Annotated in this window: 12 protein-coding genes and 1 pseudogene; 8 read left to right on the top strand and 5 right to left on the bottom strand. The window is 61.6% G+C overall.

Going from position 1 to position 13,553, the window contains the following annotated elements; all coding sequences use genetic code 11:
- Positions 1-20: 20 nt before the first annotated feature.
- Positions 21-1,199, top strand: a complete 1,179-nt coding sequence (locus tag HCN58_RS05110; protein WP_171578265.1) for a low temperature requirement protein A — start codon at positions 21-23, stop codon at positions 1,197-1,199.
- An 843-nt stretch (positions 1,200-2,042) separates the two neighbouring features.
- Here HCN58_RS05110 and egtD read toward each other — a convergent pair.
- Positions 2,043-3,014 carry an L-histidine N(alpha)-methyltransferase gene (gene egtD, locus HCN58_RS05105; protein WP_171578264.1) on the bottom strand — a complete coding sequence of 324 codons (972 nt, stop codon included), beginning with the start codon at positions 3,012-3,014 and terminating at the stop codon, positions 2,043-2,045.
- A gap of 48 nt (positions 3,015-3,062) precedes the next feature.
- The gene (gene egtB / locus HCN58_RS05100) at positions 3,063-4,313 is read right to left on the bottom strand and encodes an ergothioneine biosynthesis protein EgtB (RefSeq protein ID WP_171578263.1); all 1,251 of its coding nucleotides are present in this window, start codon (positions 4,311-4,313) and stop codon (positions 3,063-3,065) included.
- Between the two features lie 303 nt (positions 4,314-4,616).
- Between egtB and grxD the strand changes: the two genes are divergently transcribed.
- Genes grxD through HCN58_RS05080 form a run of 4 tightly spaced genes read left to right on the top strand, consistent with a single transcriptional unit; the run spans position 4,617 to position 8,115 of the window.
- Positions 4,617-4,955 (top strand): Grx4 family monothiol glutaredoxin, encoded by a 339-nt coding sequence (grxD, locus tag HCN58_RS05095; RefSeq protein WP_057843761.1) that lies wholly within the window; start codon positions 4,617-4,619, stop codon positions 4,953-4,955.
- Entirely contained in the window at positions 4,952-5,506 is a 555-nt protein-coding gene (locus tag HCN58_RS05090) for an O-acetyl-ADP-ribose deacetylase (protein WP_171578640.1), read from the top strand. The genes grxD and HCN58_RS05090 overlap by 4 nt, the downstream gene beginning before the upstream one ends.
- Positions 5,507-5,549: 43 nt before the next feature.
- Positions 5,550-6,833, top strand: a complete 1,284-nt coding sequence (locus HCN58_RS05085; RefSeq protein ID WP_171578262.1) for a serine hydrolase domain-containing protein — start codon at positions 5,550-5,552, stop codon at positions 6,831-6,833.
- Positions 6,814-8,115: a serine hydrolase domain-containing protein gene (locus HCN58_RS05080; RefSeq protein ID WP_171578261.1), complete on the top strand. Its 1,302-nt coding sequence runs from the start codon at positions 6,814-6,816 to the stop codon at positions 8,113-8,115. The genes HCN58_RS05085 and HCN58_RS05080 overlap by 20 nt, the downstream gene beginning before the upstream one ends.
- Positions 8,116-8,126: 11 nt before the next feature.
- Here HCN58_RS05080 and HCN58_RS05075 read toward each other — a convergent pair whose 3' ends face one another.
- On the bottom strand, positions 8,127-9,605 hold the full coding sequence (locus HCN58_RS05075; RefSeq protein WP_171578260.1) for a GH1 family beta-glucosidase: 1,479 nt from the start codon (positions 9,603-9,605) through the stop codon (positions 8,127-8,129).
- 178 nt (positions 9,606-9,783) lie between these two features.
- Here HCN58_RS05075 and HCN58_RS05070 point away from each other — a divergent pair, with 178 nt between their 5' ends.
- Positions 9,784-11,412: a glycoside hydrolase family 17 protein gene (locus tag HCN58_RS05070; RefSeq protein WP_171578259.1), complete on the top strand. Its 1,629-nt coding sequence runs from the start codon at positions 9,784-9,786 to the stop codon at positions 11,410-11,412.
- Between the two features lie 25 nt (positions 11,413-11,437).
- On the opposite strand, the gene HCN58_RS05065 is transcribed toward HCN58_RS05070, so the two are convergent.
- Positions 11,438-12,505 carry a threonine aldolase family protein gene (locus tag HCN58_RS05065; protein ID WP_171578258.1) on the bottom strand — a complete coding sequence of 356 codons (1,068 nt, stop codon included), beginning with the start codon at positions 12,503-12,505 and terminating at the stop codon, positions 11,438-11,440.
- Between the two features lie 137 nt (positions 12,506-12,642).
- Between HCN58_RS05065 and HCN58_RS05060 the strand changes: the two are divergent.
- Together HCN58_RS05060 and HCN58_RS05055 are read left to right on the top strand one after the other, a co-directional pair.
- Positions 12,643-12,830 (top strand): annotated as a pseudogene (locus HCN58_RS05060) (type II toxin-antitoxin system HicA family toxin).
- A 58-nt stretch (positions 12,831-12,888) separates the two neighbouring features.
- Positions 12,889-13,281, top strand: a complete 393-nt coding sequence (locus HCN58_RS05055; protein WP_171578257.1) for a type II toxin-antitoxin system HicB family antitoxin — start codon at positions 12,889-12,891, stop codon at positions 13,279-13,281.
- Between the two features lie 28 nt (positions 13,282-13,309).
- Here HCN58_RS05055 and HCN58_RS05050 read toward each other — a convergent pair whose 3' ends face one another.
- Positions 13,310-13,513 carry a hypothetical protein gene (locus HCN58_RS05050; RefSeq protein ID WP_171578010.1) on the bottom strand — a complete coding sequence of 68 codons (204 nt, stop codon included), beginning with the start codon at positions 13,511-13,513 and terminating at the stop codon, positions 13,310-13,312.
- Positions 13,514-13,553: the final 40 nt, after the last annotated feature.

Below are 13,553 nucleotides of genomic sequence, written 5' to 3'. Positions count from 1 at the left end.
CGACGGGCGGCTGGGCATCGATGGCAGACAACACACACGGCGCGCTGTTTCGCCCGATCGTGCCGCACCAGCATAGCCGCGTCACTTACGCGGAGCTGTTCTTCGACCTCGTCTTCGTCTTTGCCGTCACGCAAATTTCGCATACGCTGCTGGCTCACTTTACGCCGCTCGGTGCGTTGCAGGTCACGCTGCTGTTTCTCGCGGTCTGGTGGGTATGGGTCTTCACCTCCTGGATCACCAACTGGCTTGATCCCGAAAAGACGCCGGTCCGTCTCCTGCTGTTCGCGATGATGCTGGGCGGGCTGGTGCTGTCGACCTCGATTCCGGCGGCGTTTGAAGCGCGGGGATTGTGGTTTGCCATCGCCTATGCGGCGATGCAGGTCGGCAAGACGATATTTCTGTGGTTGTCGACGCCGCCGTCGCGGCCGCGGACACGCATGAATGCAATCCGGATCGCCGCCTGGCTTTCGGTGTCGGCCGTCTTTTGGATCGCCGGCGGAGTAGTGGAAGGGCAGCCGCGGCTGATGCTGTGGGCCATTGCGCTCGTCATCGAGTATATTTCGCCGGCGGTGCGGTTCTGGATTCCCCGCTACGGCGCGTCGTCCGTCGCGGACTGGATGATCGAAGGCGGCCACATGGCCGAGCGCTGCGCGCTGTTCATCATCATTGCGCTCGGCGAATCTATCGTGGTCATCGGCGCGACCTTTGCCGAACTCACCTGGACAACCGAAACCGTTCTGGGATTTGTCTCGGCCTTCCTCGGCAGCCTCGCGATGTGGTGGATCTATTTCCATGTCGGCGCCGAGGCCGGCTCCGAACAGCTCTCAAAATCGAGCGAGCCGGGGAGGCTGGCGCGGCTCGCCTATACCTATCTGCACATGCCGATCGTGGCCGGCATCATCGTCGCGGCAGTGGCGGACGAACTGGTGCTGAAGCACCCGGGCGGTCATTCCGATCTCAAGACGGTAACGAGCGCGATCGGCGGTCCCCTACTGTTTCTGTTCGGGACCATCCTGTTCAAGCTGAGCTTTCGCGGCTTCCTTCAGCTCTCGCACGGGGCGGGCATCATCGCGCTTTGCGTGCTCGCCTGGTTCGCAAGCGCATGGTCGCCGTTGATGCTGTCGATCCTGACCACCGCGATCATGATCGCGGTCGCGGTGTGGGAATCAGTTTCGCTGCGATCCGATCCGGCAGGATAGTGTCTTTAATCCAGCCTGGGCCGCCTCACCGGCACCAATTGCGGTGAGCTGTGCTGATCGACGACATTTCTGAGAACGAGATTTGACAGTTGGACGACGAGAGCGCGAAGCCTCGCATTTTCCTCGCGAAGCGCCACCCGCTCGGTGTCTACTCCCTCGTCCCAGCCCGTCTCCGTATTATTGTGAACAGACGACGATCCCGAATGTTGCCTGTGGTTGCTGGACGCTGGATATGCGTTGCCCATGACTGAAATCCCCTGGCACGAACTCACCCCAAGCCATGCTGCCGCGGAGGCTCGGCTGAGTCCGCGTCAAAAATTGGACATTTCGAAGGGGAAACGACAGCGCAGATGGACCGTTTTGCGGGCGGGGTAATAAAGATGAACACTTGTTAAGAAGTTTGGTTATACTAAGCCCGGCAAGGTGCGGAGACGCGCGGCGGCGTAGCACCTTCCATCAAACCTTGACCAGCGCGATCACTCAGTGCCTACGGGGGAGCCGTGGCTGGGAATACGCGCCTATGAAACAAAGTGAAGCAAGAGTACGCATCATTCAAGAGTGGGACCGCTGGATATTGACGCAGGCGATCGAGCCGGACGGACCGACTGGAAAAGACTCGTTGAAGTTCTTTCACGAACTGCAGGACGCAGGATCTCCGCTACTGGATTTCCAGTCTCGCGGACAGGACAAGTGGCGGATCATTCACGCCTGGCTGTTGGGTGCAGACCGATTGTCCGACGACTGGATATCTGTCGCTCCCCGGATTGCGCCAACACGCAGACCACGGCCGGACCGCAGGCGGTCCGTCTGCAAGACGTGAACCGCAAAGCCCGTCGCCAATTCTCAGTCCGACGCCACCAACGCGTGAACGGAGAACATCTGGTCGCGATCGGTCCAGGATTCCCGCACCGACCAGCCCGACTCGCGCGCCAACACGGCGAAGCGGTCGAGGCTATATTTGTAACTAGACTCAGTGTGGATGCTCTCGCCGGGACGGAATGAAAAATTCCGTCCCAGGATGCGCACGCTCTGCGCCCTCTTGGAAATCAAGTGCATCTCGATGCGGTGGCGCTCGCGATTATAGACTGAGCGGTGCATGAAGGCGGAGACGTCGAAATTGCCGCCGAGCTCGCGGTTGATGCGGACCAGGACGTTGAGATTGAATTTCGCGGTGACGCCGGCAGCGTCGTTATAGGCGTCATAGAGCACGCGCTCGTTCTTCTCGAGGTCGACCCCGATGATCATCTGCGCGCCTTCACCCAGAATGTCGCGTGCGCTATGCAGGAAGGCGCGCGCTTCGTGCGGCTCGAAATTGCCGAGCGTCGACCCCGGGAAAAATCCGACCTTGGGCTGGTCTGCGATTTCGGCCGGCAGGTCGAACGGCGCGGTGAAGTCGGCGGCCACCGGATAAACGCCGAGGTCGGGAAAATCCTTGCGCAAGCCGCTGGCCTGCGCGTTCAGGAAATCGCCGGAAATATCGACCGGGACATAGGCGGAAAAATCGCAACGCTCCAACAGCAGGCGGACCTTGGTGGTTGCACCGGCGCCGAATTCGACCAGGGCCGCGCCCTTTGGAATGGTTGCGGCGATTTCGTCGCCGCGGCTCCGCAGAATGCCGAGCTCGGTGCGGGTCGGATAATATTCCGGCAGTACCGTGATCTGCTCGAACAGCTCCGAGCCTGCGGCGTCGTAAAAATATTTCGGCGACAGGCGCTTGGGGAATTGCGACAGGTCGCCGATCACATCACCGGCAAAGCCGGACGTCTGCTCATCGAACGGGTGCGTTTGGGCCAAGGCGGCGGCATGCAAATTCATGATACTCTCCCGAACGCGCTTTCCGGCGCGCTTCGATGATCGAAAATGTCAGGCGTAGTCGGCGAGGCGTAGCCCCGTGAATTGCCAGCGGTGGTGCGGGTAGAAGAAGTTACGGTAGGTGATACGGCTGTGCCCGGCCGGAGTCGCAAGCGACGAGCCGCGCAGCACCAGTTGGTTGACCATGAACTTGCCGTTGTATTCCCCGAGAGCGCCCTCGATGGCGCGGTAGCCGGGGTAGGGGGAGTAGGAGCTGCGGGTCCACTGCCAGACGATGCCGAAGGCATCGGTGAGCTGGCCGGCGCGGGCGGCGACCTCCCACTCCATCTCGGTCGGCAGATGACGGCCGGCCCAGCGCGCGAACGCGTCCGCCTCGTAGTAGCTGACATGGCAGACCGGGGCGGCCGGATCGATCGGCTGCAAGCCGCCGAGAGTCATGATCCGCCATTCGCCGTCGACCTGGCGCCAGTGGCCGGGGGCCTGCCAGCCCTCATCGGCGACCGCGGTAAAGCCGTCCATCAGCCACAGCGTGGCGGTGCCATAGCCGCCGTCCTGCATGAAGGCGAGCCACTCGGCATTGCTCACGAGGTTGCGGGCGAGCCTGACCGGGCCGACCAGGGCACGGTGCGCGGGCTTTTCATTGTCGAAATGGAAGCTGTCGTCGGTGTGGCCGACGGTGTGGATGCCCTCGTTGAGGGTGGTCCACTCCTCTGCTGAGCGATGCGGCGCCGGGAAGCGCCAGGATGGATCGTAGGCCGGCGGGATTGGGTTCTGGGCAAAGGCGTGCAGGATGTCGGTCAGCATCAATTCCTGATGCTGCTGCTCGTGGTTGAGACCAACCTCGACGAGTGGGACGAGCTTGGCGAGGCGCTCCTCGCCCGCGGTCTGGAAGAATTTTATCACGGCGGCATCGACATGCCGGCGATAGGCGGTGACCTCGTCCGCGCTCGGGCGGGTCAAATGGCCGCGCTGGTGACGGGCGTGCCGCGGCCCGGCGCTGACATAATAGGAATTGAACAGAAATGCGTAGTCGGGGTGAAAGGGCTGGTAACCCTGGCAGTGCTCGCCGAGCAGGAATTGCTCGAAGAACCAGGTGGTATGGGCGCGATGCCATTTGGCCGGGCTGGCGTCCGGCATCGACTGGATGAGCTGGTCCTCGGGGCTAAGGGGAGCGGCCCGGCGCTCGGTCTGGCCGCGAACAGCCAGATAAGCTTCCACCAAATTCTGGGCGAGGGTGCCGGAATCTGAGAAAAGTGACGGGGCAGGGGTGGCGAACGCGGCGGCGGATACTGGTTTCGTCACTGGTGTCTCCGGTCAGCATGGAGAACGTTAGTCTGGGAAACTGGTTCCCGACGGGCGGTCCGTCCTAGATAGGGGTTCCGGTCCGGGAAAAAAGCCTTCCCCCGCTATGATATTGATGCCGTCAGACTATAGGCTGCGGTCGCACGAGGTGCCCCGAGCCGGCCCCGCGCATGCCAGCTCTTCGCCATTTTGCTTTGGATGCACAACGGTTTGGGCTACATATATGGCAAGTATCCGGGTTACATGGACGAGCCGGCCCGTTAGGCGACGCCGCAGGGGGCTCAGCCCCAAAAGGAAGCAAATATGAGCATCGAACAATTCATCGACAACGAAGTGAAGTCGAACGACGTCGTGCTGTTCATGAAGGGCACGCCGCAGTTTCCGCAGTGCGGCTTTTCCGGCCAGGTGGTGCAGATCCTCGACCACGTCGGCGTTGGCTACAAGGGGCTGAACGTCCTGGAATCCGCCGAGCTTCGCAACGGCATCAAGGAATACTCGAACTGGCCGACCATCCCGCAGCTCTACGTCAAGGGCGAATTCGTCGGCGGCTGCGACATCATCCGTGAGATGTTCCAGGCCGGTGAATTGCAGCAGCTCTTTGTCGACAAGGGCGTCACCGTCAACGCGGCGGCTTCCGCCTGAGCGGGCTGGCGCGCCAGGTCGGCCAGGCGCGGCTGGAAGTCATTGTTGCCGACATTACGACACTGCGCGTTGACGCCGTCGTCAACGCCGCGAACTCGTCGCTGCTCGGCGGGGGCGGCGTCGATGGCGCGATCCATCGTGCTGCGGGGCCGGAACTCCTAGCCGAGTGCCGCACGCTCAATGGCTGCGAGACCGGCGACGCCAAAATCACCAAGGGCTATCGGCTCAAGGCAAAGCACGTGATCCACACGGTCGGACCTGTGTGGAACGGCGGCACCCTCGACCAGGACGATCTGCTCGCCTCCTGCTATCGCCGCTCGATGGAGCTCTGCCAGAAGCACGGGCTCGCATCCGTCGCCTTTCCAGCGATTTCTACCGGCATCTATCGCTTTCCTGCCGACCGCGCCGCCGGCATTGCGGTCGCTACTATTGTCGATGCGCTGGCTGCTGCACCTGCCGTGACAAGGGTTATCTTCTGCTGCTTCTCTCCCGACAGCGCTCGGCTGCATGAACAGGCACTGGCGGCCTTTGGCAGCCCTTGCGCCGACTGACGCCGCAGCTACACTCCTCTCCGAATTCCGGAGGGGGGTTCCAATGAACTCACGTCGATTGCGGCGCGCGCTCACCTGCGGCGCGCTGATGCTAGTGGCAGGGCCACAAGTCCGTGCCGAGGGCACATTCGATATTCCCGCCGGCGCGCATTTCAACAAGAACAAGCTTGCGAAGGTCACCGAGTTCTTCAGGAACGAGGTGGCGACCGGCAAAATCGCCGGCGCGAACGTCTTGATCCAGCAGCACGGCAAGCCGATCTATCACGAGACCTTCGGCGTTCAGGACGTGGAGTCCAAGAAGCCAATCACTGACAAGACCATCTTCCGCCTGTTCTCGATGACGAAGGCGATCACGTCGGTCGTGGCCATGCAATTGGTCGAGGACGGCACGATCAAGCTCGACGATCCCGTCTCAAAATACATTCCATCCTTCGCGAATGTGAAAGTCGGTGTCGAGAAGAAGAACGAGGACGGCACCAAGACGCTCGAGCTAGTGCCACCGAACCGGCCGATGGCTGTCCGCGACCTGATGCTGCATACGTCGGGGATCACCTATGGCTTCTACGGTGACAGTCTGGTCCGCAAGGCCTATGCGGCCGCCAACATCTATGAGGGCGATTTCGATCTGGCCGAGTTCGCCGAGCGGATCGCCAAACTGCCGCTGCACAATCAGCCCGGCGCGCTATGGCAATACGGCCATTCCACCGACGTTCTGGCACGGGTGATGGAAGTCGCGTCCGGAAAATCCCTGCTTACGATCATGCGTGAAAGGCTGCTCGATCCGCTCGGCATGGTCGACACCGGCTTCTACATCACCGATCCGGAGAAGCAGAAGCGGATCGCGCTGCCGGTGCCGAACGACAGCAATTTCCGCGTCGGCCGCGACACCAACCCGACTAACGTCAAGAAAGTGGAGTTCGCGAGCGGCGGCATGTACTCGACCATGGCGGACTACCGGCGATTTACGCAGATGCTGCTCAATGGCGGCACGTTCGAGGGCAAGACTTATTTGAAGCCCGAGACGTTCAAGCTGATGACGACGGACCACATCGGCCCCGGGTCGGGGGTCGATCGCGACTATTTCTACTTCCCCGGAGACGGCTTCGGCTTCGGGTTCGGGCTTGCGGTGCGCACCGATCCTGGCAACGCCAAGCCGCCGCCGCCGGGCTCTCTTGGCGAATTGAAATGGGATGGCGCCAGCGGCTGCTATTTCGTGGTCGACCGCAAGCAGGATATGTTCTTCGTGCTGCTCGAGCAGACGCCGACGGAACGCCAGCGCATCCAGCGGACGCTGAAGCAGTTGGTCTATGAAGCGCTGGAGAACTGAAGGCGCGATCGGGCGCTGCCTTGCTGCGGCAGCGCTCGCGCTGCTTTTTCTCGGCAGCTCACCGCATGCGTTGGGGAGCGAGAAGGCGCCAGACGCGCCAACTTTTTCACGCGCGGCCCTCGACCGGATCGCTGACTATGTTCGCAACGAAGTTACGACCGGCAAGATCCCCGGCGCAGTCCTGCTGATCCAGCAGCACGGCAAGTCGGTCGACCTTGAATGTTTCGGCGTGCGGGACCCCGCCACCAAGCAGCCGATGACGCCGGACACCATCTTCCAGATCTATTCGATGTCGAAAGCTGTCACCTCGGTCGCCGTGATGATGCTGGTCGAAGACGGCAAGCTGGCCCTCGACGATCCCGTATCGAAATACATTCGCGCCTTTGCGGATGCAAAGGTCGGCGTCGATCTTTCCGATGAGGCAGGAAAGTATCCGCTCAAGCTCGAGCCGTTGAAGCGCCCGATCACGATCAGGGATCTGCTGCGGCACACGTCGGGTATCACTTACGGCTTCTTCGGCGAAACCGCGGTGCAGAAACTCTATGCCGATCCCAAGCTTTACGCCGGCGATTTCGACAATGCCGAATTCGCCGACCGGATCGCGACACTGCCGCTCGCCGATCATCCAGCAACGCGTTGGAACTACAGCCATTCAACCGATGTGCTCGGCCGTGTCGTCGAGGTGGTGTCAGGGCAAACTCTGTTTCAATTCGAGAAGCAGAGATTGTTCGATCCGCTCGGGATGTCTGAGACCGAATACTATGTCGCAGATAAAGCGAATTGGCCGCGCATCGCCCAGGCATTTCCCGTCGATCGCTTTCGGGTGGCCGGAATCAAGGATCCGACAGAGCCGCGGCGCTGGGAATCCGGCGGGGCAGGCCTGGTCTCGACGGCCGGCGACTACGCCAGATTCCTGCAAATGCTGCTGAATGGCGGCGAATTGGACGGCAAGCGGTATCTCAAGCCCGAGACAGTCGCGCTGATGACCTCGGATCAGATCGGTCCGGAAACCAAGATTATTCACGACCCCTTTTATTTCCCCGGTCCGTCCAGCGGTTTTGGTCTTGGCTTTGCCGTGCGCACCTCGCCGCCGCCAAATACGACCTGGCCGCTCGGCGAATACCGGTGGGACGGCGCGGGCGGCAGTTTCTATTTTGTCGATCCGCAGGACGACATGCTCGTTGTCTTCATGGTGCAGGCCCCTACGCAGGGCGGACGAATCCAACTGGCGCTGAAGACGATCATGTATGAGGCGCTCGGCAAGGGTCTGCGCAAGGATTGACAATTGCCTGACTACGCCACGGCGTTCCGCGCGATCGTCTCGCGATAGAACGAGGCGCTCAGCTTGGGCGTACGACGCTTGGTGTCGAAGTCGACGTGGTAGATACCGAAGCGCTGCTCATACCCATCAGACCATTCGAAATTGTCCATCAGGCTCCACAGAAAATATCCGAGCACGGGCACGCCCTCGGATGTCGCGCGCTGCAACTGCGTCAGATAATTGCGCAGATACATGATGCGGTCGACGTCGTAGATGGTCCCGTCCGCTGCCGGCTGATCGCTCGCCGACGTTCCATTCTCGGTGATATAGATCGACTTTACATTCCACAGCTTGGCCACATGGCGCGGCACCCAGTACATCGCCTCCGGGCCGGGCCTGAGCCAGCTCGCCTTCATGTGCGGAAACGAGGCGGGAAACGGCGCCAGCGAAAAGCCGCGCTCGTTGTCGGCGGCAACAACATAATGGTCGGGCGTATAGACGTTCAGCCCGACGAAATCGATCGGAGATGAAATGACGCGCAAATCATCGGCGGTGAATTTCGGCGCGTTGTTGCCGGCCCGCGCCAGATGCGCCTCGGGGTATTTTCCCTCCATCATGACAGTCAAATAGCCGGCGTTGAGTTCGCGCGTCGCGATCTCGGCGGCGTGGATGTTAGCCGGCGTTTCGATGGCTGGGATGCAGCTCACGGCATTTTCCGCCGGACCGACCCTGGTCCCGGCGCGTCCATGAGCCCGGATCGCCTGAACCGCAAGGCCGTGTCCCAGCGCAACGTGGTGACGGACCTGGTTCAATCCTGACTGAGGTAGTTTGAGGCCCGGCGCATCGGCGCCAAGGCCGTGGCCGAGGTGAACGAGCCGGGAGCATTCGTTGATGGTGAAGAAATGCTTCACGCGGTCACTCAAGCGGGCAGTGACGTGGGCGGCGTAGTCCGCGAATGCCTTTGACGTGTCGCGCGAAGTCCAGCCGCCGAAGCGATCCTGCAGCGCCTGCGGCAGATCCCAGTGATAGAGGGTTGCAAACGGCTCGATGCCGTTCGCCGACAACTCGTCGACAAGGCGGTTGTAGAAGTCGAGGCCTTTCGGATTCGGCGAGCCGACACCTTGCGGGAAGACGCGCGGCCAAGCAATCGAGAATCGATAGGCCTTGGCGCCCAGCGCCTTCATCAACCGGATGTCTTCCTTGTAGCGACGATAATGGTCGGTCGCGGTGTCGCCATTGCTGCGATCGGAGATGGCGCCGGGCGTGTGGGCAAAGCGGTCCCAGATCGATGGGCCGCGGCCGTCCGCGTTGACGGCACCCTCGACTTGATAGGACGAGGTCGCCGTACCCCATAGAAAACCATTCGGAAAGCCCAAGACCTTTTGATTCTGTATTCCGGTCGCTTGATCCGATTGAGCCATACTAGATCTGGCTGACAGCATCGAGATCCCAAGCGCGGACCAGCTTGCGATCCTGGCAAATTGGCGCCGGGAAAACCGTTTGAATGGCATCACTTCACTCACTGGGGCTGGAATCAATTTTGCGTAAACGCCATCGACTTTTAATGCTTCGTGTTTGAAGCGTCTTCACTATCACCGCTTCTGTATTGCGGCGCAATTGTGCACACGGCTGCATCGGCGGTCGACATGCCTGCGGCGCAGAGCTAAATAGGCTGATCTATTCGCCTATTTGGGAGCAGGACCAATCGGCTTTCGCACGCCGCTGGCGCTTTTTTTTCTATCGCTCGGCACCGTTGTCGCGGCGTGGTGGTGGCTGGCCACGCCGGTGGCGCTGACGCGCGCGCCAATCGATGATGCGGCGAAGCTGGAGTGCGTTTCCTACGCGCCATTCCGCAACGATCAGACGCCGCACGATCCGACGCTCATCGTAAGCCCGGAGCAGATCGCGGAGGATCTGAAGGAGCTTGCCAAGGTCTCCAAATGCATCCGCACCTATTCCATCGACAACGGGCTGGACAAGGTGCCCGAGCTTGCGTCCAGGGTCGGATTGAAGGTTCTGCTCGGCGTGTGGATCGGGCGTGATCGCGCGAAGAACGCTCAACTCTGCGACATTGCGGTCTCGCTGGTGAAGGAACATCCCGGCACGGTCGCGGCGCTCATCGTTGGCAGCGAAGTGCTGCTGCGCGGCGACATGACGGTGGGCGACCTTCGGGAAACCATTCGCTCGGTCAAACCGCGCGTGGACATTCCGGTGACCTATGCCGATGTCTGGGAATTCTGGCTGCGCTACCGCGAGGTCGGCGGCGATGTCGATTTCATCACCGCCCATTTCCTGCCCTACTGGGAAGACGTTCCGCCGCGCGCCGAGCATGCGGCCGCGCATGTGGATGATGTCCGCAAGCAGGTCGTCGCGGCCTTTCCCGGCAAAGAAATTTTGATCGGCGAAACCGGTTGGCCAAGCCACGGGCGGATGCGCCACGGCGCCCTGGCTTCCCGCGTCAATCAGGCACGTTTCATCTCCGAGATTCTCGAGCGGGCAAGGCGGGATAATTTTCGCGTCAATCTGTTCGAGGCGTACGACGAGCCGTGGAAGCGTCGCTGGGAAGGCACGGTGGGTGGCTATTGGGGACTGTTCGATGGGGCCGAGCGCAAGCTGAAATATCCAGCCGGCGTGGCCATCAACAACTATCCGTTCTGGAAGTTGCAGATGGCAGGCGGGCTGCTTCTTTGCATCTGCATATTCGCGGTTGGCTGGTTCACGCGGAAGCGTCAGGTGGCGCTGCCGCCGTTGGCATCGTGGGCTGCGGTCGCCATCTCCGCGTCCGTTGCCGGGATATTGCTGGGCGTGAGTGCCGACAAGATGCTCCACGAGAGCTACGGGCTCGGCGGTTGGCTGGTGCAGGGTTTTCTGTTGGCAGCGGCCGTGACAGCGCCGCTGCTGTCTACCCACGCGCTAATGTCGGGGCGGCCGCTTCCGGCGTTTCTTGAGGTGTTGGGACCGCGCAAGGGCCTGACCCCATTGTTCATGAGCAACATGCTGGGCGTTACGCTGATGGTGACGACGCTCATCGCCGCGCAGACCGCGCTCAGCCTGATATTCGACGCGCGTTGGCGCGATTTCCCGTTCGCCACGCTGACCATGGCCGTGGTGCCGTTCTGGACGTTGGCGTTTCTCAACGGTTCGAAATCCGGCGAACGGCCGCTTTCGGAGGCCGTGTTTGCAGGATTGTTCGCCCTGGCGGCGATCTATATCGTCTTCAACGAAGACTTCGAGAACTGGCAGGCCATGTGGACCAGCGCGATCTATTTGCTGCTCGGCAGCGCGCTGTGGCGGGCGCGCACGCCTGCCGCTGCCTGAGTTCACGGCCCCGGACTAACGCCTCTCACGCCCCGCGCACGATCTCGCGCACCAGCCCGACCGTCTCTTCGATCATCGCAGCACTGACGTCGAGATGCGTACAGGCGCGGATGCGGCCATCCATCGTCGCGAGCAGCACGCCCCGCTTGCGCAAGGCATTGACCATCCTGTCGCCGGCGACGCCAGCTCCGTCAGGCCTGAAGAACACCAGATTGGTCTCGGGCTCTTGCACCTCCATGCCCTTGATCTGCGACAGCCCTCGCGCCAGCGCCCGCGCATTGGCGTGATCGTCGGCGAGCCGATCGACGTGATGGTCGAGCGCATAGACGCAGGCCGCGGCGCAAATGCCGGCCTGTCGCATCGATCCGCCGAGGCGCTGCTTCCAGCGCCAGACATCGTCGACGAAAGCGCGCGATCCCGCAATCACGCCGCCGATCGGCGCGCCGAGGCCTTTTGAGAAATCGATCCAGGCCGAATCCCAGCCCGCGGCCATGTCGCGCGCTGATATTTTCGTGGCGACGCAGGCGTTCAACAGCCGCGCGCCATCCATATGGGTGATCAGCCCATGCGCCTTGGCGATCTCGACGATCTCATCCAGCGCCGCTTTCTTCCAGATCGTGCCGCCGCCGATATTGGCGGTCTGCTCGACGCTGACGACGGTCTGCGGCGGCTGGTAGCGCGAGCGGGGGTGCAGCGCGGCGCGGAACGTTTCGGGCGTGAACTGCCCATCCTCGCCCGGCAGCGGCGTCATCTGGAAGCCGCCCAGCGCTGCATGCGCGCCGCCTTCGCGCGCGATGATGTGCGCGCTGGCATGGGCCAGAACTTCATCGCCCGGCCGGCAATGCGCGAGCGTCGCCGCGACGTTGCACATGGTGCCCGAAGGCATGAACACGGCGGCTTCCTTGCCGAGGAGGTCGGCGACGCGCTCGCACAGCTGGTTCACCGTCGGATCGTCGCCGATCTGCTCGTCGCCAACCTCGGCCCGCGCCATCGCCTCGCGCATCGCCGCCGTCGGTCGCGTCTGCGTGTCCGACAGCAAGTTGATGCGGATGGGATCCGCCTTGGGATCGCGCGGGGCAGGGGTGTAGTGCATGGGGGAGTTCCTTCTCGCTCGTATTGTTATGGCCGGGCAAAAGGGCGCGTCCGGCGCCTCACGTCAAGAAGTAGGGCTGGAATCTTAGTGTGTATTTATACACTTGAAATTACATATCGAAGTGTGTGTGAATACTCATCAATTCTAGGGACATAATCTCCGCCTCGAAGGCGGATGGCTGGTGCAGGTCGCCCAAAAAGGAGGTCATGTCCAGTTCAAGCATCCGACCAAACCGGAGCGGGTGACGGTGCCTCACCCGCGGAGAGGTATACCGACCGGAACGTTCAGAGGCATCGAAAAGCAAGCCGGTCTGAAGCTGAAATAGACGAAATAGGAGTGGGTCCAGCGACCCGCCCTGCCATCAGCAGAGGACGAAAAGAAAAATGCGACAGTACATCGCCTTGATCCACAAAGAGACCGACAGCGATTACGGCGTATCGTTTCCGGATCTTCCCGGCGTGATCAGCGCCGGAAAGACTCTGGATGAAGCCCGCGATATGGCCGCCGAAGCCTTGGCACTGCATCTGAAAGGCTTGGCAGCCGATGGTGAAGCCGCGCCAGAACCGAGTTCTCTGGAAGAGATCATGAGGGACGCTCAAAACAAGGATGGCGTTGCCGTGCTCATCGCAACACCAGCCGCTGAAGTGAAGAGCGTTCGGATCAACGTGACGATGCCAGCCGACGTACTCGATCAAATCGACCGCTACGCCGAGCGGGAAGGGTTCACGCGCTCGGGCTTCCTTGCCCAGGCGGCAAAGAAGGCAATGGCGGTCTAGACTAGTAGAAAAGTTGCGGCCTGATGTCTTAGGTGGCAACTCGCTTCTGGGCGGCGGCCAAAATGTCGTCGGGCCTATCCGTGGTGAAGGTGCTGCAATCGATATGGTTGAACAGCTCTTGGTAGCGGCGCACGTGTTCGTCCCGGGCAAGGTCGGCCCAAGCAGCAAGCTCGGCTTCGGCCGGTCCGGCCGAGGGCATGAAGCGGGCGGGTTTGTCGGTCGTCTGCGACATCAGGTAGTTGTAACATGAAAAGGCCCCGGCAAACCGGGGC

The sequence above is a fragment of the Bradyrhizobium australiense genome, assembly GCF_013114825.1.
Taxonomy (GTDB): domain Bacteria; phylum Pseudomonadota; class Alphaproteobacteria; order Rhizobiales; family Xanthobacteraceae; genus Bradyrhizobium; species Bradyrhizobium australiense.
Note: the sequence above shows the minus strand (reverse complement) of the source record. Positions and strands in the feature narration are given on the sequence as shown.